This window comes from Polaromonas sp. P1_E11, assembly GCF_056405995.1.
This window is the reverse complement of record NZ_JBFUBA010000001.1, coordinates 1,396,924-1,418,230: the sequence shown is the minus strand read 5'-3', so window position 1 is coordinate 1,418,230 and position 21,307 is coordinate 1,396,924. Positions and strand designations below refer to the sequence as shown.

19 protein-coding genes are annotated in these 21,307 nt (G+C 60.8%); 11 read left to right on the top strand and 8 right to left on the bottom strand.

The window, feature by feature from the left end:
* Positions 1-5: 5 nt before the first annotated feature.
* The 3 genes from cobT to ilvA are packed head-to-tail and all read right to left on the bottom strand — an operon-like array spanning position 6 to position 2,969.
* Positions 6-1,067 (bottom strand): nicotinate-nucleotide--dimethylbenzimidazole phosphoribosyltransferase, encoded by a 1,062-nt coding sequence (gene cobT, locus AC1D11_RS06935; protein ID WP_477647564.1) that lies wholly within the window; start codon positions 1,065-1,067, stop codon positions 6-8.
* Positions 1,024-1,287: a cysteine-rich CWC family protein gene (locus AC1D11_RS06930; RefSeq protein ID WP_477647563.1), complete on the bottom strand. Its 264-nt coding sequence runs from the start codon at positions 1,285-1,287 to the stop codon at positions 1,024-1,026. The genes cobT and AC1D11_RS06930 overlap by 44 nt, the downstream gene beginning before the upstream one ends.
* Positions 1,288-1,325: 38 nt before the next feature.
* Entirely contained in the window at positions 1,326-2,969 is a 1,644-nt protein-coding gene (gene ilvA / locus AC1D11_RS06925) for a threonine ammonia-lyase, biosynthetic (protein WP_477647562.1), read from the bottom strand.
* 252 nt (positions 2,970-3,221) lie between these two features.
* Here ilvA and AC1D11_RS06920 point away from each other — a divergent pair, with 252 nt between their 5' ends.
* The gene (locus tag AC1D11_RS06920) at positions 3,222-3,680 is read left to right on the top strand and encodes an OsmC family protein (protein ID WP_477649683.1); all 459 of its coding nucleotides are present in this window, start codon (positions 3,222-3,224) and stop codon (positions 3,678-3,680) included.
* A gap of 96 nt (positions 3,681-3,776) precedes the next feature.
* On the opposite strand, the gene coq7 is transcribed toward AC1D11_RS06920, so the two are convergent.
* On the bottom strand, positions 3,777-4,406 hold the full coding sequence (gene coq7, locus AC1D11_RS06915) for a 2-polyprenyl-3-methyl-6-methoxy-1,4-benzoquinone monooxygenase (protein WP_477650977.1): 630 nt from the start codon (positions 4,404-4,406) through the stop codon (positions 3,777-3,779).
* Between the two features lie 136 nt (positions 4,407-4,542).
* The gene (locus AC1D11_RS06910; RefSeq protein WP_477650976.1) at positions 4,543-5,841 is read right to left on the bottom strand and encodes a porin; all 1,299 of its coding nucleotides are present in this window, start codon (positions 5,839-5,841) and stop codon (positions 4,543-4,545) included.
* 759 nt (positions 5,842-6,600) lie between these two features.
* On the opposite strand from AC1D11_RS06910, the gene AC1D11_RS06905 reads away from it, so the two are divergent.
* On the top strand, positions 6,601-7,662 hold the full coding sequence (locus AC1D11_RS06905) for a porin (RefSeq protein ID WP_477649668.1): 1,062 nt from the start codon (positions 6,601-6,603) through the stop codon (positions 7,660-7,662).
* Between the two features lie 12 nt (positions 7,663-7,674).
* Here AC1D11_RS06905 and AC1D11_RS06900 read toward each other — a convergent pair whose 3' ends face one another.
* The gene (locus AC1D11_RS06900) at positions 7,675-7,815 is read right to left on the bottom strand and encodes a hypothetical protein (RefSeq protein WP_477649669.1); all 141 of its coding nucleotides are present in this window, start codon (positions 7,813-7,815) and stop codon (positions 7,675-7,677) included.
* 202 nt (positions 7,816-8,017) lie between these two features.
* Here AC1D11_RS06900 and AC1D11_RS06895 point away from each other — a divergent pair, with 202 nt between their 5' ends.
* The 3 genes from AC1D11_RS06895 (at position 8,018) to AC1D11_RS06885 (ending at position 11,566) form a co-directional block, all read left to right on the top strand.
* Complete coding sequence (locus tag AC1D11_RS06895) at positions 8,018-9,115, top strand: porin (RefSeq protein ID WP_477649670.1); 1,098 nt, start codon at positions 8,018-8,020, stop codon at positions 9,113-9,115.
* A 219-nt stretch (positions 9,116-9,334) separates the two neighbouring features.
* Complete coding sequence (locus AC1D11_RS06890; protein ID WP_477649671.1) at positions 9,335-10,195, top strand: DUF3047 domain-containing protein; 861 nt, start codon at positions 9,335-9,337, stop codon at positions 10,193-10,195.
* A gap of 33 nt (positions 10,196-10,228) precedes the next feature.
* Complete coding sequence (locus tag AC1D11_RS06885) at positions 10,229-11,566, top strand: M20 aminoacylase family protein (RefSeq protein ID WP_477649672.1); 1,338 nt, start codon at positions 10,229-10,231, stop codon at positions 11,564-11,566.
* A gap of 131 nt (positions 11,567-11,697) precedes the next feature.
* On the opposite strand, the gene AC1D11_RS06880 is transcribed toward AC1D11_RS06885, so the two are convergent.
* Positions 11,698-12,543, bottom strand: a complete 846-nt coding sequence (locus tag AC1D11_RS06880; protein WP_457282600.1) for a MurR/RpiR family transcriptional regulator — start codon at positions 12,541-12,543, stop codon at positions 11,698-11,700.
* Between the two features lie 138 nt (positions 12,544-12,681).
* Entirely contained in the window at positions 12,682-14,154 is a 1,473-nt protein-coding gene (zwf, locus tag AC1D11_RS06875) for a glucose-6-phosphate dehydrogenase (RefSeq protein WP_457282601.1), read from the bottom strand.
* A gap of 142 nt (positions 14,155-14,296) precedes the next feature.
* On the opposite strand from zwf, the gene tal reads away from it, so the two are divergent.
* The 6 genes from tal (at position 14,297) to AC1D11_RS06845 (ending at position 21,295) form a co-directional block, all read left to right on the top strand.
* Positions 14,297-15,244 carry a transaldolase gene (tal, locus tag AC1D11_RS06870; RefSeq protein WP_477649673.1) on the top strand — a complete coding sequence of 316 codons (948 nt, stop codon included), beginning with the start codon at positions 14,297-14,299 and terminating at the stop codon, positions 15,242-15,244.
* Positions 15,245-15,264: 20 nt separating this feature from the next.
* Positions 15,265-16,842, top strand: coding sequence for a glucose-6-phosphate isomerase (pgi, locus tag AC1D11_RS06865; protein ID WP_477649674.1), 1,578 nt, complete (start codon positions 15,265-15,267; stop codon positions 16,840-16,842).
* Between the two features lie 90 nt (positions 16,843-16,932).
* Positions 16,933-17,793: a DUF3047 domain-containing protein gene (locus AC1D11_RS06860; protein ID WP_477649675.1), complete on the top strand. Its 861-nt coding sequence runs from the start codon at positions 16,933-16,935 to the stop codon at positions 17,791-17,793.
* 277 nt (positions 17,794-18,070) lie between these two features.
* Positions 18,071-19,378: an ABC transporter substrate-binding protein gene (locus tag AC1D11_RS06855; protein WP_477649676.1), complete on the top strand. Its 1,308-nt coding sequence runs from the start codon at positions 18,071-18,073 to the stop codon at positions 19,376-19,378.
* Between the two features lie 83 nt (positions 19,379-19,461).
* On the top strand, positions 19,462-20,319 hold the full coding sequence (locus tag AC1D11_RS06850) for a carbohydrate ABC transporter permease (protein WP_431095102.1): 858 nt from the start codon (positions 19,462-19,464) through the stop codon (positions 20,317-20,319).
* A 151-nt stretch (positions 20,320-20,470) separates the two neighbouring features.
* Positions 20,471-21,295: a carbohydrate ABC transporter permease gene (locus AC1D11_RS06845; RefSeq protein WP_477649677.1), complete on the top strand. Its 825-nt coding sequence runs from the start codon at positions 20,471-20,473 to the stop codon at positions 21,293-21,295.
* Positions 21,296-21,307: the final 12 nt, after the last annotated feature.

Below are 21,307 nucleotides of genomic sequence, written 5' to 3'. Positions count from 1 at the left end.
ATGGTTTATGCGTCTTCCCGCCCGCTCACACCGGCTGAGTCAAAGCTCGCCATTTCATTGAGAAAGCCGGCTGCCGACTGCACCAGGGGCCACGCCAGCAGTGCGCCCGTGCCTTCGCCGAGGCGCAGCTTGAGCTCGAGCAGCGGTTGGGCTTTCAGGTGCGCCAGCAGAAGGCGATGACCGTGCTCATCGGAACGGTGGCAAAACACCATGTAGTCCTGCACCGCGGGCGCGAGCGCACGGGCCACCAGCGCAGCAGCGCCGGCGATGAAGCCGTCGACCAGTACCACGCGGCGCTCGCTCGCGGCCTGCAGCATGGCGCCGGCCATCATGGCGATTTCAAAGCCGCCCAGGGCGGCCAATGCATCCAGAGGCTGCGTTGCGTCGGCGTGACGGGCCAGCGCGCGCGACAGCACGGCGCGCTTGCGTTGCAGCTGCTGGTCGTCAAGGCCGGTACCGCGCCCCGTGGCGTCGTCGATGCTGATGCCGGCAAGGCGTGCCAGCAACAGGGCGGCAGGCGAGGTGTTGGCGATACCCATTTCGCCAAACGCCACCACGTTGCCGGGCAGCGCTTGCAGGATGTCCATGCCCGCCGTGAGCGCGGCGCGGGTTTGCAGGTGCGACATCGCAGGTCCGCTGCAGATGTTTTGGGTGCCGTGGGCGATCTTGCGCTGCAACAGCTGCGGGTGCGCGGGCAGGTCCGCCGCCACGCCGGCATCCACCACGTGCAAGGCAAAGCCGTGCTGGCGCGCGAAGACGTTGATGGCGGCGCCGCCGGCCAGCATGTTGCCCACCATCTGCACCGTGACAGCCTGCGGAAAGGCCGAAACGCCTTCGGCGGCAATGCCATGGTCGGCCGCGAAAACCACCATTTGGGGAGCTTGCAGCGTGATGTTCTCGCTTTGCTGGATCAGGCCCAGCTGCAGCGCCACGCTTTCGAGCAGACCGAGCGCGCCCAGCGGCTTGGTTTTGTGGTCGATCTTGTGCCGCAGCTCCGCCTCCAGCCGGAGGTCGGCAGTCGGCTCAATCGCGGGCAGGAGAAGGGGCGGAAAGTCGGGTGCGTTCATCGGTGATTTGTTTAAGGCAGGCGGGGCAGAAGCATGACGGCGTGCTGCCTTCAGGTAAGGGAGATCGCTGGTCGGGAACCGGCATGACGTGAGGCAGCTTGACACACCAGCATTCCGCATCCCCGGCCACCATGCCGCAGCGCAGGCCGGCGCCACAGCGGGGGCACACCGAGGTGTTGGCCAGAGCGGATGTTGCCTGGGATGCGGCCTGTGTGCTCATGGCGGATGGGCTTGTCGGCTCTACGGTCAGTTTTGCGGTCAGCTCTGCAAGAACAGCCGGTAAACAGGGTTGGCGGTTTCCTCGACGTGAGGGTAGCCCAGCGTGTCCAGAAAATCCTTGAAGGCCTTGTTGTCGGCCTTGGGCACCTGCAGGCCCACCAGGATGCGGCCATAGTCGGCGCCTTGGTTGCGATAGTGGAAGAGGCTGATGTTCCAGCCCGGCCGCATGCTGGAGAGGAACTTCATCAGCGCGCCCGGCCGCTCCGGGAAGATGAAGCGCAGCAGGCGCTCGTCTTTGGACAGCGCACTGTGCCCGCCCACCATGTGGCGGATGTGTTCCTTGGCGAGCTCGTCGTGCGTGAGGTCCAGCGTCTTGAAGCCGTGGCGCGAGAAATTTGCGGCGATCTTGCTGCTCTCGCCCTTGGCCGAGGTGGTCAGGCCCACGAAGACATGGGCTTTGGCGTCGTCGTTGATGCGGTAGTTGAATTCCGTCACGCTGCGCGGCCCGCCGGGCAGTTCGCCAATCACTTCGCAAAAGCGCCGGAAGCTGCCGCGCTCTTCGGGAATCGTCACGGCGAACAGGGCTTCGCGCTCTTCACCGACTTCGGCGCGCTCGGCGACGAAACGCAGGCGGTCGAAATTCATGTTGGCACCGCACAAAATCGCGGCGTAGGTTTCGCCCTTGGTCTTGTAGGTGGCTGCGTACTGCTTGACGGCCGCCACGGCCATCGCGCCGGATGGTTCGACGATGCTGCGGGTGTCGACGAACACATCCTTGATGGCGGCGCAGACGGCGTCGGTGTCGACGGTGATGAATTCATCGACCAGTTCGCGGCTGATACGGAAGGTTTCTTCACCCACGAGCTTGACGGCCGTGCCGTCGGCGAAGAGGCCGACGTCGCTCAAGGTCACGCGCTTTTTGGCGTTGACTGACTGCAGCATCGCGTCGGAGTCGTTCATTTGTACGCCGATGACCTTGATCTCGGGCCGCACCGCCTTGATGTAGTTGGCTACGCCGGAAATAAGCCCGCCGCCGCCGATGGCAACAAACACGGCGTCGAGCCTGCTGGAGCCGAGGCTTTGCAGCTGCATGAGGATTTCCATGGCGATCGTGCCCTGACCTGCGATGACGTCCGGGTCGTCAAACGGATGCACAAAGGTCAGGCCCTGCTTTTTCTCGAGCACTACGGCGTGGGCGTAGGCGTCGGAATAGCTTTCTCCGTGCAGCACGACAGTGCCGCCCCAGGCCCTGACGGCGTCGACCTTGAGTTGCGGTGTGGTGGTGGGCATCACAATCACGGCGCGTGTGCCGAGCTTTTGCGCGCTGAGTGCAACGCCCTGCGCATGGTTGCCGGCCGAGGCGCAAATCACGCCTTTTTTGAGCTGCCCGGGGCTCAGGTGAGCCATCTTGTTGTAGGCACCGCGCAGCTTGAAGCTGAACACCGGCTGCTGGTCTTCGCGTTTGAGCAGCACGGTGTTTTTCAGGCGCAGGCTCAGGTTTTTGGCGGGCTCCAGCGCGGACTCCACTGCCACGTCATAAACCCGGGCTGTCAGGATCTTTTTCAGGTAGTCGGCTGGTTTCAGCGCGGGCTTCGACGTTTTGCCGGAAGGTTTCCCCGGAGCTTTGGCTGCCTTGGTGACTTCGGGAACAGGGCGTGTGGCTTGTTTGGTGTGGGTTGGCATGTTTTTCTCGCAGCCTGACATCATAGTGGGCAAGAAAAAAGGCCCAGACTTTGCAGTCTGGGCCTGTAAATCCACCCTTAGAGGAGGTGGAGGAGACAACCGGTGCAAAAAGACCCTGAGTTGCCGGACAACTGATCTTGATGCGATGATTTCAGTATAGCGGGCGGATGTTGCGCTGCACAATATCTTGTGGCGGAAATTCGACATTTTTCACGGTTTAATCATAAATTTTATGCATGAGGAGAGAGATTCATGGAATGCACGGTGAGTTGGACGGGCCCGACGGCGGTCACAGGATCGCGCTCCGGCATGAGCTTTCTGGCTGAAACCGGTAGCGGCCACACCCTGGTGATGGACGGTGCGCCCGACGCCGACAAACCGGAAAACGGCGGCGCCAACCTGGCACCCCGGCCCATGGAAACCTTGCTGGCCGGCACCGGTGGCTGCACGGCCTATGACGTGGTGCTGATCCTCAAGCGTGGCCGCCAGGATGTTCGCGGCTGCTCGGTCAAATTGAGTGCTGAAAGAGCGCCTGTCGACCCCAAGGTGTTCACCAAAATCCACATGCATTTTGTCGTCACAGGGCGAGGCCTGGCCACCAGCGCAGTGGAACGCGCGGTCGCCATGAGCCACGACAAATACTGCTCGGCCACCATCATGCTGGCGAAAACGGCAGAGATCACGACCAGCCTTGAGGTCATCGAAATTTGAGATGATTTTGGCTTGCAGCCCTTTATGGCCGGGCGCAAGCAGCTATCAAATATATAGCTACTGGATCTGCATCAGCTTGCGCTTCAGCGGAATCTTTCAGATGTAGTGCGCCGTTGTCGTCATGACGCGTGCCGCAGAGCGCATCAGGGCCTTGACCGGCTCGGGCAATTGCAGCGCGCCGGCCTGCTCTGCATCGCGTGCATGCAGCGCTTCATCGTCTTTCATTTGGGCCACGATGGCGCGCGACTCGTGGTCGCCTGCCGGCAGGCGCTCCAGGTGGCTTGCCAGGTGAGCCTCAACCTGGCGCTCTGTTTCCACGACAAAGCCCAGGCTGAGGCGGTCGCCGAGCCGGCTCGCGACCAGGCCCAGGCCGAAGGCGCCGGCATACCAGAGCGGATTGAGCAGGGACGGTCGGGCGCCGAGTTCGTCGAGCCGGGTCTTTGTCCAGGCGAGATGGTCGCCCTCTTCGCGGCTGGCCTGCAGGAAGTGCTCGCGCAGGGCCGGGTCGCGGGTACCTAAAGCTTGCGCGGCGTACAGGGCCTGCGCACAGACTTCGCCCACGTGGTTGACGCGCATCAGTGCGCCTGAGCGCGCCTTATCCTGCGCGGCAAGCTCGGTTTTCTCACCAGGTACGGTAGGGCAGGTACGGCTGGCGCGCGGGGCGGCAAAAAGCGTACGCAGGGCGCCGTCGGCGGCATTGAGCGCGGTATCAAGTGCGGTGGTCATGGTGCTTCGGTTCTTGGGGGGAATGCTCCCATGTTATCCCTCGTCCGGTGGAATGGAAGCGGCCAAAGAAAAAGCCCCCATGCGGGGGCTTTTATGAAAGGGAGGCCGGAAGACAGCCCGGCCATGTCCTCTGCATTTAGAACGTATGGCGAATGCCCAAGGCGAGGTTGGTGGAGTTGGTACCCGCTGTAGACGTCACGCCGCCGAGGAAGCCGTTGCCACCAGGGGCTGCCTGGCCCAAACCCTTGTTGCTGAAGCGTGTCAGCACGGCATTCAGGTTGGTTCGCTTGGACAGCGCGTAGGTATAGGTTGCACCATACGATGAGGTGTCAGCATTATTGGGACGCTTGTCATCCAGACGGTTGTAGGCAACCACGATGGTGTGCGGGCCGGTGGTCATGCGGTAGCCGATGTGCATGAGGTTGGCGTCCTGGCGCAGCGCGTTGGAGTACGCTGCAAGAATCGTCGCTGCATTGGTGCCCAAAGCCGTCAGACCGGCGGTCGCTGCTGGGGTGGACAAGCTCGGGGCGATCAGTGCCAAAGCGTCCGGGTTTTCATCCTTGATCGTGGCGTACTGACCATAAATGGTGCCTGGGCCGACGTCAACGGTCGCGCCCAAAACATTGTTGGTCAGGGATTTCTGTCCACTGCTATTGTTCTTCGTGTTGTGACCGAAGCCGACTGACCAGCCGTCAGCCTTGTACATCACCATTCCGCCCAGGAAACGGCTGGCTGAATTACCGACTGTGGCGGTAGCTGCCTCACCGGCGCCATACATCAACGAGGCGGTTACACCACTGGTCTGGATGGCGTACTGAACGGTGTTGCTCAGGCGAATATCAAAGGCAGGTGGGAAGCTCGCAACCTGACCCGCAGCCAGACTGGACTGGGTTTGCGAGGCGTCGAAGGTGGCGCCAACCAGATAGCCTGGGGTGTACTGACGGCCCAGCGTAATAGCGCCAACCGGAGTGATCAGGCCGACAAAAGCCTGGCGGTCAAACAGGTTATTGGCCGTGTTGACGCCGAGGGTGCCGCCGATACTGGCGGCAATGGGTGTGAAAAAGTTTGTCTGTAAGCCAGCTTGCTGTGCGGCGGAAAAGGTGGGTACCAGCAAATTGGCGTTGACCATGCGATCGGGCAACTGTGTGCCCGAATTTGTCCTGTTGCCCAGTGCACCGGTATCTGCTTCAAAGCGGTTTTCCAGCGTGAAGATGGCTTTGTAACCACCGCCGATGTCTTCGGTGCCACGCAGGCCGAAACGCGAGCCTTCCATGATGCCGCTGGCGATGGTGTTCACGGTGCCTTGACGCAAACCGCTCACACGGTTGTAGCCAGCGTCAACAATGCCGTAGACGGTCACAGTGCTTTGTGCCATGGCAGCGGAAGTGGACAGCAGTCCCATGATCGCAGTTGCAACGAGGGTCAGTTTTTTCATGGAGTCTCCAAGAGTTGTAATTGATTGAGGAAGCGGAAAATAACGGGATATCTTGACGCCTGTCGTTACCCTGCAGGCCATCTCTGTGAAGGGAAGATTAATGGTGAAGGTGTGAACCGTAAAGAGTGTGAATACCGGGGGTATCACTTTTGCGACAGGGGAAAACCCGATGTTTTCTTGCCCTGGCTGATGCCGGCAGTGAAGCTGCGGGGGCTGTCAGATTTGTGGGGTTTGCCTCTGAAACCATGATGCCCAAGCCTGTTTTATGCGGGGCTGGAGAATGACGCAGATCCGTTCAATTGCTGGCTAGGGTTTGATCTCTAATCCCTGGCCTTTGGCGAGCTTGCGGCGCGGGAGTGACTCGCTATTACAACAGTTCATGGCGTTATCCCGTTCATTGCGCCCTTGTTCGATTTTCGGGAAGTTATGCGGGCTGTACAACTTTGGGATTGATTTTTTCACCAAGGCGGGGCGTCCTTGGGGCGATTGCCCTGCTTTGGGGCGACCTGTATCGGCAGTGTCGAAATCTCCCTCGTACGAGCCGGTTCTGCCGGCTCCCTCGAATGCGCACCTCCAGTGTGCGAAAAATATGATGCGTTGTTGGGGACCAACAACTCAGGTATGAACGTTGCTAATAGTAGAGATAAGGCTTGGTGTGATTTGTGACTCTTTGGTTAAATTGGCCTAAGGGTAGTCACTGAGCCCTTATAAATGTTTATTCGTAGCAGTGTTTGTTTTCCACCTTTTGGAGATTTTCTAATGATGAAGAAAAGCCTAGTTGCTTTGGCAGTACTGGCCGTTTCCGGCATGGCTTCTGCACAGTCCACCGTGACTGTTTATGGCCTCGTGGACGCTTGGGTCGGTACCGTCAAGGACAACAACCTCAGCCAGTCCGGCGTGAACGTTGCACATCCTTTTTCCGGTAGCGGTGGTGGTCTGCAGACCAGCCGTTTCGGCCTGAAGGGCTCCGAGGACCTCGGCGGCGGCCTGAAAGCCAACTTCCTGCTGGAAGCCGGCTTTGACCCCAGCACCGGTGTTTCGAACAGCTACACCAACCCCTATACCGGCGCGACCTCCAATGCAATCTTTGGTCGTCAGTCCTGGGTTGGTCTGTCTGGTGGCTTCGGTGAACTGAAGCTCGGCAAAATGTGGACCCCGTACGACATGGTCAAGGGCTCCGGCGCTGCTGGCTTCGACTCGCTCCTGTTCGCGCCTTCCACCAGCGTGTGGGCCAGCAACAGCTACCAGGATCGTCCCGGCAATTCCGTGTACTACCAGACCCCAGATCTGGCCGGTTTCTCTGCTGCTGCGATGTACAGCTTCGGCGAAAACAAAACCGCTACTGTCAGCGCCGGCAAGATCGCCAGCTTTAACATTGCTTATGCAAGCGGCCCCATCGGTGCTTCTTTGGCCTATCAGACCGAAAAAGCCACTGGTGCCAGCACTGCCATCAAGTACACGCAGTTGAATGGTTCGTATGACTTCGGCGTGGTCAAGCTGCTTGGCGCTTACGGTACCGTGAAGAACGGCACCACCCCCGTGACCGGCTTGGCACAGGACAAAGCGACCGAGTACCAAATTGGTCTGGACTTCCCTGTCAACAGCACGTTTACGCTGTCCGGCGGTTATGCCCGCTCCAAGAGCACCCGCCCCGCTGGTGCTTCCGAGCTGAAGCGTACCGGCTATAGCCTGGCTGGTCTGTATGCGCTCTCCAAGCGTACGAACCTGTACGCTGGTGTTCAGAGCGGCAAGGAAACCGGTGCCGGTGTAGCTGATCGCAAGACCAGCACCTACGGCGTTGGTGTTCGCCACACGTTCTAATCCAGGTCTGATCTAAACCGGGCTTGTCCCGGTTTCATCTAAAAGCCGTTTCAGTGAAACGGCTTTTTTCTTTGGATCGACTGAAATCGGGCCAAAAACCAGATTCTGGCAAGCAGAAATCCCGGGTTTTCGCTGGCGTTGTTTCTTTTCCACGGGTCACTGTCCGTTTGTGGTTTGAGCACAACGGCTTGACTGTTTTTTCGGGCATTCCTTTGCGAATTGGAGCCCAGTCTGGTGCAATAGACCCAACTTCCCGAAAAGGGGGTTGGCCCGGGTCTCTGGTGGTGCCATGAAGGCGTAAGTCTGAATTGGTCCCCGTGCCGGAGCCCTATGTTTAACCTTGGAGAAACTCTCAATGAAAAAGACCCTTATCGCCCTGGCTGCACTCGCTGCAACCGCTGGCGTCGCGCATGCCCAATCCTCCGTGACCCTGTACGGCGTTGCTGATGCCTACATCGGCCAAAACGTTACCAAAGTGTCTACCGCCGGTACCGAAACCAAAATTAGCCAAGGCCAGATCAATGGCAGCGGCTTGAGCAGCTCGCGTTGGGGCCTGCGTGGTAGCGAAGATCTGGGCGGCGGTTTGGCTGCAGTGTTCACGCTGGAAAGCGGTTTTGACATTTCTACCGGCGCATCTGCCAACAATGGCGGTCAATCTGCTGCCGGCGCAACCAGCACCCTGTTTGGTCGCATTGCATCTGTTGGCCTGAAGGGCTCCTTCGGCGAAGTTCGCCTGGGCCGTCAGTACAGCGCTTATGACTCGCTCCGCGGCGCTACCAACAATACCTATGACTCCAACACCTTTGCCCAGACCGGCACTGTGTGGGGCACGGGCATTCAAGACTACAGCAACCGTGTTAACAATTCCGTGCGTTACGACTCGCCTGATTTCGGCGGCTTCAGCGGCTCGGTGGTTTATGGTTTCGGCGAAGACAAGACGGCTACCGCTTCTGCTTCCAACAGCTCCAGCGTTCAGCTGAAATACGCTAACGGCCCTCTGCTGGTCGGTTACGCATATCAGCGTGAAAAAGAAGCAGCTGCTTCCACCATGTTCTCTGGCGCTACCGGCGGTCCTGCTGCTGGTGTTGGCGCTGCTGCTGCTGACTCGCGCAAGTACAACCTGCTCGGCGCAACCTACGACTTCGGCGTTGTCAAACTGGTGGGTAGCTACAACACCGCCAAGAACAACACGCTCAAAGACAAAGAGTACCAAATCGGCCTGAGCGCTCCCTTCGGTGCAGCAACCGTGGCCGTTGGCTACGAGCGCGCCAAGAGCGAAGGCGGCGGTTCTACCAACAAGGGTAAGGGCTACAGCCTGATCGGCACGTACGATCTGTCCAAGCGCACCACCCTGTACGCTGGTTACATCAACACCAAGGTTGAGTCTGGCGTGAATGCCGCTACCACCAGCAAGCGTTCGCTGCTGGCCACTGGTATTCGCCACACGTTCTAATCTGAAGCTGGCTTAAGCCAGTTTCTGATGAGAATCTAAAAGCCGTCCCGGGGTAACCCGGGACGGCTTTTTTCGTGAAGAAAGATACGTTTACGTGCCCGATGCTGGTATGTCGTTGGAATTTGTGAAACTTTTCTGCATCTGCCGCGTTAAATACCGAGGTTTGCCATTCAGGCCAATACGCAACTGATACCAGGACACAGCGTTCCTAATCTTTCCATGTCATTGCCACATCGCCATTTTTTTTCGTGTGCCTTGCGCCTGCTGGCGGCAGGATGCCTGCTACTGATTGCGGGTTGTGCGGGATTCGAGTCTTCCGCACCTGCGGCAGGCGCGAACGTTGACTGGACTTCTGCGTCGTCCACAGGTGCCAACGCAGACGTCATCAAATGGCAGCACTGTACCTTTCCGGGCAAGAAGTCGACCCGTTATCGCGCTGTGCTTCTGGACGGGCGCAATGCCATCCTCGGTGAATCCGACAGCGCCGCCAGCATGCTGCGGCAGAACCTGCGCATAGAGTCTGCAGAACTTGGAACCCTGGGCTTTTCCTGGAAGGTACCGAAGATGATTGCGGGTGCGGACATGACGCAACGCGACAGCGATGATTCACCCGTGCGTGTGGTTCTGGCTTTTGAAGGCGACAGGTCGAAGTTTTCCGCCAAGAACGCCATGCTTTCAGAACTGGCATTGGCACTGACAGGCGAGCCGCTGCCTTACGCGACGCTCATGTATGTCTGGGGCTCTCACAGCGCGCCAGAAAGCGTGATCATCAATACACGGACCGACCGGATCCGCAAAGTGGTGATCGAATCCGGTCCCGGCCGCCTGGATCGCTGGCTCGATTACCAGCGTGATATTCGTGCCGACTACCAAAAGGCCTTCGGCGAGCCTCCCGGCGCTTTGGTCGGTGTCGCCATCATGACTGACAGCGACAACACGCGCCAGATCACCAAGGCATGGTACGGCCCCGTCAGCCTCAAAAGCAAAACTGCAAGCATCGTGGCCACGCCCGCAATGGCTCCGGAATTGCTGCACGTTTCGCAAACCCCTGGATTTGCACCGCTATCCCTCCAGGACTAGTATTTAACCTGCTGAACTCGGGACTCCACTGACATGCGCGCTCCGGCCAATCTTCCAAGTGCTTCATCCATTCAGCCCGCCGCAGCGGGAGATATTGCAAACCCGGACCGCCCCTCTCCGCTTCGCGCCTCCGGCCGCGCCTTTGCGCAAATAGCGCAGTACCACCCCGAACTGACCGCTTTCAGGCGTGACCTGCATGCGCACCCGGAACTCGGGTTTGAAGAGGTTTATACCTCCAGCCGGGTAGTGCATGCGCTCAAGTTATGCGGTGTTGACGAGGTGCACACCGGTGTCGGTAAAACAGGTGTTGTGGCCGTCATCAAGGGTCAGCAGCCAGCCAAGGCTTCCGGGCAACCCGGCTTTAAGCCCATGATCGGATTGCGCGCTGACATGGACGCCCTTCCCATGACGGAACACAACGAGTTTGGCTGGAAGTCCGCCAAGGCCGGGTTGATGCACGGTTGCGGGCATGACGGGCACACCACCATGCTGGTAGGCGCCGCCCGTTACCTCGCAGAGACGCGTAATTTTGCCGGCGATGCCGTGCTGGTTTTCCAGCCCGCGGAAGAAGGGCGTGGCGGGGCCGATGCGATGATCAAGGACGGCTTGTTCGAGCGTTTTCCCGTGCAGGCCATTTACGCCATGCACAACTGGCCTGCGATGCAGCCTGGCACCATCGGGATCAATCCCGGGCCCATGATGGCCGCGGCCGACCGCATCACCATCGAGATTACCGGCAAGGGCGGCCATGGAGCACACGCCTATCTCACGGTCGATCCGGTGCTGGTGGCCGCTCACATCATCACAGCGGTGCAAGGCATCGTCTCGCGCAACGTCAAGGCCATGGACAACGCCGTGATCAGCATTTGCGCTGTCCAGGCAGGCGACCTGGGCGCCATGAGCGTGGTGCCCGGCAATGCCACACTGGTCGGCACGGTACGCACCTTCAAACCGGAAGTGCAGGACCTGGTCGAGCGGCGCCTCAAGGAGTTGTGCGCCGCAGTGGCGCAGGGCTTTGGCGCCACGGCCACCGTCAAATACGAACGGATCTACCCGGCCACCATCAACTCACCGGTCGAATACGAGCTGGCCACCAGTGTCGCCGAACAACTCGTGGGGGCAGAGAACGTTGTGCGCAACCTTGAGCCCAGTATGGGCTCGGAAGACTTTTCCTTCATGCTCAGGGTCAAGCCGGGTGCCTACTTGCGCCTGGGCCAGGGCGAGCAGTTGCCCGATGGCAAAGGCGGAACCGTGGGCGGCGTGGGCAGCCGCTTTTTGCATAACAGCTGCTATGACTTCAATGACAGCGTGCTGCCGCTGGGCTCGGCGCTGTTTGCGGGAATTGTTGAACGTTCGCTGCCACTGCGCTGATCGCTATTAATTTGATAGCTGATTGCGCCCGTCTTTTATAGGCTTCGAGCGATTTCTTCTTCATACTCCAAGGGGCCGTTATCACGGGCGGGACGCAGGCCACGCCTGCGCCTCACCTGTCTGTGCCCGTCTCAGGCGTAACGCTTGTTGCGCAGGTTGTTTTTCATTTCCTTGAGCAACGGCTGCAGTTTGCTGCCGATGCGCAGTGCCACACAGGTTGCCAGGATGTCGATGATCATCAGGTGCATCAGGCGCGACACCATGGGGCTGTAGCGGTCGTAGCCCTCGGGGTGATCGGCTGCCAGGTGGATGTTGCCGGCCGCGGCCAACGGCGAGCCGGTGACCGTGATGACGATCGTGGTCGCGCCGTTCTTGCGGGCGATGTCGCAGGCGTCCATCAAATCGCGCGTGCGGCCAGAGTTGGAGATCACCACCACGCAGTCGCCCGGCCCCAGCAGCGAGGCGCTCATCACCTGCATGTGACCGTCGCTGTAGGCGATGCTGGTGATGCCCAGGCGGAAGAACTTGTGCTGCGCATCCTGCGCCACGATGCCAGAGTTGCCCACGCCGAAGAACTCAATCCGCTTGCCGGTGTTGTAAGTGGCCAGCAACGCGTCGGCGGCCCGTTCAACGGCTACGGAACTCGCATCGTTGCGGTATTTCAAAAACGCCGCCACCGTGTTGTCGATCACCTTGACCATCACGTCGCCGGTCTTGTCGTCCGCGTCCACGCTGCGGTGGATGAACGGTACGCCCTCACTCACGCTGCCCGCCAGCTTGAGCTTGAAGTCCGACAGCCCGTCATAACCCATGCTGCGGCAAAACCGCACCACTGTCGGCTTGCTCACATGCGAGCGGCTCGCCAGCTCCGTGATCGGCAAATTGGCAAAAGCCCGCGGGTCGGCCAGCACCAGGCGGCCCACACGTTGCTCCGCAGGGGCCAGCGAAGGCAACGAGGCCTTAATTCGATCAAGCACGGGGTATGCCTCCAGTGGCACTTGGCATCTTCCCCAACCAGCAGGGGCCGCGGAACCGGCTTTGCCGGGCCGCAGGCGCAGCGGCCCCCTCGGGGGGCAGGGAGCTACGCGCAGCGAGCGACCGTGGGGGCCACATACTTAACATTCTTCGGACCAGCAGTAACCATCGCGCGCAATCATTGCGCTCGCAGCACTGGGGCCCCAGGTGCCGGCGGCATAAGGCCGTGGCGCACTGGCCTGGTTGCTCCAGCTGTCCATGATGGGCTCGACCCAGCGCCAGGCTTCTTCCTGTTCGTCGCTGCGCACAAAAAGATTCAACCGCCCGTCGATCACATCCAGCAGCAGTCGTTCATAAGCGCCCACGCGCTCGGAGCCAAAGCGTTTGTCGAAATCCAGGTCCAGCTGCACCGGCGCCAGCGAAGGCGTGCCGCGGCCTCCCGTGCGCTGGTCGGCACCCTGCGCAAGCAGGTGCAGCTCCAGGCCGTCCTTGGGTTGCAGGTTGATCACCAGCCGGTTGGCCACATTGGAGCCGGCCAGCGCCGACTTGAAAATCGCGTGCGGCGCGGGGCGAAAGTTCACCTCGATGTGCGCGTCGCGGCCAGCCAGGCGCTTGCCGGTGCGGATATAAAACGGCACACCGGCCCAGCGCCAGTTGGCGATCTCGGTGCGCAGGGCCACAAAGGTTTCGGTCCTGCTGTCAGGGGGCACGCCTTTTTCGTCGCGGTAGCCGGGAACGGCCTCGCCGTCGATGTTGCCGGCCGCGTACTGGCCGCGCACCACATGCTGGCTCAGCGTTTCAGGCGTCCAGGCTTTCAGCGATCGCAATACCTTGAGTTTCTCGTCGCGGATGGCATCGGCGTGCGAGTTGATGGGTGGCTCCATGCCGATGGCGCACAGCAGCTGCAGCGCATGGTTTTGCACCATGTCGCGCAGCGCGCCGGTGCTGTCGTAAAACGCACCGCGTTTTTCCACGCCCAGGTCTTCGGCAATGGTGATCTGGATGTTGGCAATCGTCTCGCGGCGCCACAGCGGCTCAAACAGCGAATTGCCAAAGCGCAGTGCAAACAGGTTTTGCACCGAGGGCTTGCCCAGGTAGTGGTCGATGCGAAAGATCTGCTGCTCGCTCAAAACACTGCGTACCGTCTTGTTGATGGCGCGGTTGGATGCCAGGTCGTGGCCCAGCGGCTTTTCGAGCACCACGCGTGTCTGCGGGCCGTTCAGGCCCGCGGCGGCGATCTGCTCGCAGACCGTGGTGAAGAGGCTGGGCGCGGTGGCCACGTACATTACCACCACGTCGGCGGGCCGCTGCTGCAGTTTCGCAGCCAGCGCGGCATAGTCGGCCGGGTTGGACAAGTCCATGCGCAGGTAGCCCAACATCGCCGCGAAGCGCGAGAACTCCTCTTCGCTCGGCCGCTTGGCCAGCTCGACATTGTCAAACCGGGACTTGATCAGCGCGCGGTACTGGTCGTCCGACAAATCGTCGCGTGCCACGCCCACAATGCGCCCGCCCTCCGGCAACGAGCCGTGGCGGAAGGCCTGGAACAGGGCCGGCATGATCTTGCGCCACACCAGGTCGCCGGTGCCGCCAAACAGGATGAGGTCAAAACTCATGGTAAAAAATTGTCTTGGTAATAAAGTTTCATATTCTATGGGCATAATGGTAACTCGATACCGGACCCGTGAAACGCCTTTGTAAGCGGCCGCACGGTGTGTCATCCGGACCACTCCGCGTTTTTTGACCTGCCACCTTGCCATGAACCAACTTGACGCCCTGAAACAGTTCACCACCGTGGTTGCCGATACCGGCGACTTCAAGCAACTGGGGCAGTTCAAGCCGCAGGACGCCACCACCAATCCTTCCCTCATCCTCAAGGCGGTGCAAAAAACCGACTACCAGCCGTTGTTGAAAGACACCGTGAGCCGCTTCAAGGGCCGGGCGCTTGATGAAGTCATGGACCGTCTGCTGGTGCGTTTTGGCTGCGAAATCCTTTCCATCATTCCGGGCCGGGTCTCGACGGAGGTTGATGCCCGCCTGAGCTTTGACGCCAACGCCACGTATACGCGCGGCGAACGCATCATCGAGCTCTACCAGGCTGAAGGCATTCACATTGACCGCGTGCTGATCAAGGTCGCCGCCACCTGGGAAGGCATACAGGCGGCCGAAAAGCTGGAACAGCGCGGCATCCACACCAACCTCACGCTGCTGTTTTCGTTCTGCCAGGCCATCGCCTGCGGCCAGGCCAGGGTTCAGCTGATCTCACCGTTTGTCGGCCGTATCTACGACTGGTACAAAAAATCTGCCGGCGCCGCCTGGGACGAAGCCGCCATGGCTGGCGCCAACGATCCCGGCGTGAAGTCGGTGCGCGAGATCTACAACCACTACAAGCACTTCGGCATTGCCACCGAGGTGATGGGCGCGAGCTTTCGCAACGTCGGCCAGATCACTGCACTGGCCGGCTGCGACCTCCTGACCATCAGCCCGGAACTGCTGGCCCAGCTTGCCGCCAGCGATACCGCGTTGCCGCGCGCACTCGATGCCAAAGCCGCAGCGGCGCTGGACTTGCCTCCAGTGAACTTTGACGAAGCCGGATTCCGCTACGCTCTCAACGAAGACGCCATGGCCACCGAGAAGCTGGCTGAAGGCATTCGCGCTTTCGCGGCCGATGCCGTGAAGCTTGAGCAGCTGATGCTGGCCGCATAACCTCCCGCACAGGACACGTCATGAACCGACTGCGTTGCGACCAGACTTCTGCATGGCCTGCGCTGCAGGCGCTGTATGCCGCTTCCGGCAAAACTTTCGACCTGAAGGCTGCATTTGCTGCCGACCCGGATCGCTTCGCCAGCTTCAGCCAGGACGCCCCCCACGTTTTTGCGGATCTTTCCAAAAACCTGATCGATGCCGGCAGCCAGGCCTTGCTGTTTGACCTTGCGCGTGCGTGCGGGCTGGAGCAGCACCGCGACGCCATGTTCGCCGGGGAGCTGATCAACGGCACCGAAAAGCGCGCAGTGATGCATTTTTTACTGCGAAATCCGGCCGTAGCCCAATATGAACGTGCGCCGGCAGCTATTAAAAATATAGCAACCGAATTGGCCCAGGTTCACACCACGCTGGATGCGATGCTGGCGTATGCCGAACAGGTGCGCGCGGATGCCGCCATCACCGATGTCGTCAACATCGGCATAGGCGGTTCCGACCTGGGGCCCCAAATGGCGGTGCTGGCGCTCGGCGAATTCGCCGCCACCGGCAAACGCGTTCACTTTGTCTCCAATGTGGATGGGGACGAGCTGGCTACCGTGCTCAAGGGGCTCAAGCCGCAAAGCACACTGTTCCTGATCGCTTCCAAAACCTTCACCACCACCGAGACCATGACCAACGCGCATTCGGCCCGGCGCTGGTTTGAGGCGCAGGGCGGACGCGACATTGGCCGGCATTTCGCCGCATTGACAACCAACGTCGCGGCGGCCAACGAATTCGGCATCAGCACTACCTTTGGTTTCTGGGACTGGGTAGGCGGGCGTTATTCGCTGTGGTCGGCCATCGGCTTGCCGGTGGCCATCGCCATTGGCGCAGCCGGCTTTCGCGAGCTGCTGGCCGGCGCGCACTCCATGGATGAGCACTTTCGCACCGCACCGCTGGAGCGCAACCTGCCGGTGCGCCTGGGTCTGCTCGACGTCTGGTATCGCAACTTTCATGGTTTCACCAGCCGCAGCATCGCGCCTTACAGCAGCGCCCTGCGCCGCCTGCCGGCTTACCTGCAGCAGCTGGAGATGGAGAGCAACGGCAAACGCGTAGATGCGGACGGCAAGGCTTTGCCGTTTGAAACGTCCCCGGTGCTGTGGGGCGAGCCCGGCACCAACGGCCAGCACGCCTATTTCCAGATGCTGCACCAGGGTACGTCGGTCGTGCCGGTCGAGTTTGTGGCGGTCAAAACAGCCGCGCACGCACCGCACGACCTGCCGGGGCATCACGCCAAATTGTTGGCCAACGTCCTGGCCCAAGCGCAAGCCTTGATGACCGGCAAAGAAGAGGTCGGAGGCCATAGGCATTTTCCCGGCAATCGTCCCAGTACTTTCCTGTTGCTTGAGCGGCTCACCCCGGCCAGCCTGGGCGCGCTGATCGCCCTGCAGGAGCACCGTGTGTTTGTCAGCGGTGCGATCTGGGGCATCAACAGTTTTGACCAGTGGGGCGTCGAGCTCGGCAAGGTGCTGGCCAAAGACATCGAGCCACGCCTGCGCAGCGGGGACGCCTCCGGTCTTGACGGCTCGACCGCCGGCCTGCTGCGCAAGATTGCCGGCTGAATACCGCAAAAGTGTGCGTTTTTCCATTGCGGGAGCGCGCGCTTCCGTGGTCAACTTGCCACTTCGCCGATTTTTCGATGGCTTCGCATCATGTCTTTTTCCCTTCCGCTTCGCCGCCTTTCCCCCCGTTTTTCGATGCTCGCCGCAGCGTTTTTCGCGCTGGCTCTGGTCTCCGGCTGCGCGACACGCCCGGCTCCCGACGAGGACACCGATGTCGATGAGCCGGTTAGCCGCGGCGGCACGCTCGGCCCGGCGGAGGGGGTGACCGGCACCGCCTGGGCCGAGATGTCGGCACCGCCCAAGGCCGGCGAGCTCAAGCCGGACGACCTCAGGTGGGAAATCTTCCGCGTGCCGGGCAAGCAGCCGGCCAGCTACAGCTATGTGCGCCATGAAGGCCGCGACGCAGTGCTCGCAAAGGTCGAGGCGTCCGGCAGCATCCTGCGCCACCGCCACCGCATCGAGCCCGACCAGCTTGGCCTCGTGCGCTTTTCCTGGAACGTGCCAGACGCCGGTGCGGGCACCAACCTTGCGCTGCCGCAACTCGAGGACGTGCCGGTGCGGGTGGTGCTCGCGTTCGAAGGCGACCGCTCGCGGCTGTCGATGAAAAATTCCCTGCTGTCCGAGCTGAGCCGGCTGCTGACCGGCGAAGAAATGCCGTTCGCGACGCTGGTTTATTCGTGGTCACGCGTCAACCGGCCGGGTGAAGTCGTCGTCAACGACCGCACCGACCGTATCCGCAAGATCATTGTCGACTCGGGCGACCACGGCTACAACGAATGGCGCAGCTACGAGCGTGACATTCGCGCCGACTACCGCAAGGCCTTTGGCGAAGATCCGGGCGCCTTGCTTAGCTTCGCGGTCTTTACCGAAGGCGAAAAGAACGAGGGTCAGCTGCAGGCCTTTTACGGGCCACTCAAGCTGGTGCCGGCTTCAGCTGTCGCGCGCAAATAGCGCCGCGACCGGTGGTCGTGTCTGCGCCGACCGATTTCATTTTTCTGCCTCTTGAGCAAGCGACGCAGGCTGGCGGCCTGGATTGGCAGTGCGCGTCACGTCGGTCTTGACAATTTGTTGCATCTAATAATGCGAGGTTTAGGGAAATTACCACTCCTTCAATGCAATAAAGTATTGAAGTGCCCTGATCTGGTATCAAACCCGCAAGGACCTTTCTTCAAAATGCAGTGAACGGCAAAGCGGCCGTTTCGACTGACATAACGAAGGAGACACCCTTATGAAGCGTTTTATCCAGGCAGGCCTGGTGCTTGCACTCTCGGGCGCCGGCATGGCCCATGCCGTGACCGAACTCGTGGTGGCGACGGTGAATAACGGCCACATGATCGAAATGCAGAAGCTCACGCCGGTTTTCGAGAAGGCCCATCCTGACATCAAACTCAAGTGGGTCACGCTCGAAGAAGGCACGCTGCGCCAGCGCGTCACCACCGACATCGCCACCAAGGGCGGGCAGTTCGACGTGATGACCATCGGCCTGTACGAAGCGCCGATCTGGTCGAAGAAGGGCTGGTTGCAGCCCATTGCCACCGATGCCGCCTATGACGTCGACGACCTGTTGCCCGCCATCCGCGCCGGCCTGTCGCATGAAGGCAAGCTCTACGCCGCGCCGTTCTATGGCGAGAGCTCGATGCTCATGTACCGCAAGGACCTCGCCGACAAGGTCGGCTTCAAGATGCCCGAGCAGCCCACCTGGATTCAGGTGAAGGAACTGGCCGGCAAGATCCACGATCCGAAAGCCGGGGTGTACGGCATGTGCCTGCGCGGCAAGCCGGGCTGGGGCGACAACATGGCCTTCCTGACCACGCTGGTCAATACCAACGGCGGCCAGTGGTTCGACATGCAGTGGAAGCCGCAGATCGACACCAAGCCCTGGAAGGACGCGATCGGCTTCTACGTGGACCTGATGAAAGCCTACGGCCCGCCCGGCGCCTCGGCCAACAGCTTCAACGAAAACCTCGCACTCTTCAACGAAGGCAAGTGCGGCATGTGGGTGGACGCAACCATCGCCGCCTCGTTCATCAGCGATCCGAAGCAGTCGAAGGTGGCCGACAAGGTGGCCTTTGCCCAGGCACCCGTTGCCGTCACGCCCAAAGGCGCTAACTGGCTGTGGACCTGGAACCTGGCCATTCCGGCCAGCTCGACCAAGGGCGCGGCTGCCCAGACCTTCGTGAAGTGGGCTACTTCCAGGGAGTACATCAATCTGGTCGCCAAAGAACATGGCTGGGGGACGGTACCCACCGGCACGCGCAAGTCGACCTACGCAAACCCCGAGTTCCAGAAGGTTGCGAAGTTTGCTGCCGCCGAGAAGAAGGCCATCGACAGCGCCAACCTGAGCGACAGCACGCTGCCCAAGTCGCCCTACGTCGGCGTGCAGTACGCCGCCATTCCCGAGTTCCAGGCCATCGGCGTGGCGGTGGGCCAGCAGATGAGTGCCGCGCTGTCGGGCAAGGTCACGGTGGACCAGGCCCTGAAGACATCACAGACGGCCGCCGAGCGTGAGATGAAGAAGGCCGGGTATTACAAGTAAACCCACAGGCAGCATGCCCTGCCCGCGGACCGGCGAAGCCGGGTTCGCGGCAGTTCTGCCCTGACGCCCCCGGGACCCACAACATGAACCGCCTCCTGCCTCGCGCGCTCATGGCGCCCGCAGTGCTCACGCTCTTCCTCTGGATGATCGTGCCGCTCGTGATGACCCTGTACTTCTCGTTCGTGAGCTACAACCTCATGCAGCCCGGCGACCATCCGTTCGTCGGCATCGAGAACTTCCAGTACTTCATCACCGATCCGGACTTCTGGCCCGCGACCTGGAACACGCTGCTGCTCATCGGCAGCGTGATCGCCATCACGGTGGTGTTCGGCGTGCTGCTCGCGCTCCTGGTGAACGAGCCCTTCCCGGGGCGGGGCATCGTGCGCGTGCTGCTTATTTCGCCGTTCTTCGTCATGCCCGCAGTGAACGCATTGCTGTGGAAGCACATGATGATGAACCCGATCTACGGCGTGCTTGCCGACCTCTGGCGTTTTTTCGGCGCGCAACCGGTCGACTGGCTCACCGATGTGCCGCTGTTGTCGGTGATCATCATGGTGGCCTGGCAGTGGCTGCCCTTTGCCTGCCTGATCTTCATTACCTCGCTGCAGTCGCTCGACCGCGAGCAGATGGAAGCGGCGCGCATGGACGGTGCAAGTTCGTTCCAGCGCTTCTTCTATCTCATCATTCCGCACCTCGGCCGGCCGATGGCGGTCGTGATCATGATCGAAATGATCTTTCTGCTCAGCGTGTTCGCCGAGATCGCCATCACCACCAATGGCGGCCCGGGCAACGAGAGCACCAATCTCACCTACATGATCTTCAAGCAGTCGCTGATGAACTTTGACGTGGGTGTGGCATCGGCAGGTGCGTTGTTCGCGGTCGTGGTGGCCAACATCGTGGCGGTGTTCCTCATTCGCATCGTCGGCAAGAACCTCGACTGAAAAAATGACGCACACCCCCAGTCTTCGCGCACTTCGTGTCGCTTTGCCAACCCCCTTGCAGGGGGCAACACCAACGGCCCGGCAGAGCCGGTTCCGTGGTGTTCCTGGAATGAGCCTTGTGTTGACCCCTATGCGGTGGAGCAACTGAGTCATGCAACCAAGCAACTTCCTTCCGCAACTGCTGCGCACCGTGGGCGCATGGGCCGTGGCGCTGCTGCTGTTCTTTCCGCTCGGCTGGCTGTTTCTTACAGCGTTCAAGACCGAACTGCAGGCGATTCATGTGCCGCCGCTCTTTATTTTCGAGCCCACGCTCGACAACTTCAGTGAAGTGCAGCGCCGCAGCGACTATTTGCTGTATGCGCGCAACTCGCTCATTACCAGCCTGGGTTCAACCCTCATCGGCCTGTTGATCGCGGCACCCGCCGCGTACTCGATGGCCTTCTTCCGTACGAAGAGGACGCGCGACATCCTGATGTGGATGCTTTCCACCAAGATGATGCCGGCGGTGGGCGCGCTGGTGCCGATCTACGTTCTCGCGCAGACCGCGGGCCTGCTGGATTCGCTCACAGCGCTGATCATCGTGTTCACGCTGGCGAACCTGCCGATCATGGTGTGGATGCTCTACAGCGCCTACAAGGACATTCCGAACGAGATACTGGAAGCCGCACGCATGGACGGTGCGAGCCTCTGGACTGAGTTTCGCCATGTGGTGCTGCCGCTGTCGGTAGGCGGTCTCGCTTCGACGGGCCTGCTCTGCCTGGTGCTGAGCTGGAACGAGGCCTTCTGGGCGCTCAACCTCAGTTCGGCCAAGGCCGGCACGCTGGCGACATTGATCGCCTCGTACTCCAGCCCTGAAGGCCTGTTCTGGGCCAAATTGTCAGCCGCCTCGCTGATGGCGATCGCACCCATCGTCGTGTTCGGCTGGTTCAGCCAGAAACAGCTGGTGCAGGGCCTGACATTCGGTGCGGTGAAGTGAAAGGAATTGACT